At 65.4% G+C, this 1,003-nt stretch carries 2 protein-coding genes; both read right to left on the bottom strand.

The features are described 5' to 3' along the window. Window positions 1–21: 21 nt before the first annotated feature. Window positions 22–735, bottom strand: a complete 714-nt coding sequence (gene trmB / locus BKY26_RS19775) for a tRNA (guanosine(46)-N7)-methyltransferase TrmB (protein ID WP_071692077.1) — start codon at window positions 733–735, stop codon at window positions 22–24. A gap of 56 nt (window positions 736–791) precedes the next feature. Beyond that, window positions 792–1,003, bottom strand: a 212-nt coding sequence (locus BKY26_RS20380) for a hypothetical protein (RefSeq protein WP_158514375.1), incomplete at its 5' end; no start/stop codon positions are given.

Genomic DNA, 1,003 nt, shown 5'->3' with positions numbered 1-1,003 from the left:
TTTTTGCCAAGATGAAAGGGATCAGCGCTTTCGGAAGGTCAGGTAGTGCGGCGTGCGGCCCTCGCGGAGCGCCTTCTGCTCGTAGCGGGTCGAGATCCAGTCGCCCCAGGGCGTGCGCCAATCATCCGGCCCCTCTGCCAGCCAATCGAACCCATGGCGCGGCACCTGTTCCAGCGTCTGGCGCACATAGTCGGGAATATCCGTCGCCACGCGGAAGATCGCGCCGGGTTTCAGGACACGCGCCAGCGGTTCCAGATGTTCGGGTGTTACGAAGCGGCGGCGGTGGTGGCGTTTCTTGGGCCAGGGATCGGGGTAGAGCAGGAAGGCGCGCGAGATGCTCGCCTCGGGCAGCACGTCGAACATGTCGCGCACATCGCCGGGATGAACGCGCAGGTTGCTGACGCCTGCCTCGCGGATCTTGCCAAGCAGCATGGCGACACCGTTGATAAAGGGCTCGCAGCCGATGATACCCACGTCGGGGTTCTGCGCGGCCTGATGCACCATGTGCTCGCCGCCGCCGAAGCCCACCTCGAGCCACACATCCCGCCCGCCGAAAAGCGCGTCCAGATCGAGCGGCACCCGGTCCGGGTTCGCGTCCCAGTCGACCAAGCCCGGCGAGAGACCGGCCAGATCCTCCTCCAGATAGGTTTCCTGGCTGTCGCGCAGGGTCTTGCCCTTGCGGCGGCCATAGAAATTGCGCCACGGGGCCTTGGGGTGTTTGTGATGGTCGCTCACGCGTCTGCCTCGCTTACCGGATCAGCCGCGGCACATAGCGGCAAAGCGCCGGGGGCTCAACCGCCCCGTGCGCGGCGTTCGCGGGCTTCGATGCCGCTGAAGGCCGACCAGATGAACAGGCGGAAGATCGGCACCTGCATGAACAAGCCCACGGCAATCAACACGCCGATCATCTGTCCCTGTTCCTGGGGCAGGATGCCCGGCACCCGCCAGCCGATCACATATAGCGCGATGGCAATGGCCATATGAACCAGCATCGCCAGCGCCG

This window comes from Nioella sediminis (assembly GCF_001879695.1).
In the GTDB taxonomy this organism is placed as follows: Bacteria; Pseudomonadota; Alphaproteobacteria; order Rhodobacterales; family Rhodobacteraceae; genus Nioella; species Nioella sediminis.
This window is presented reverse-complemented; position numbering and strand designations above follow the sequence as displayed.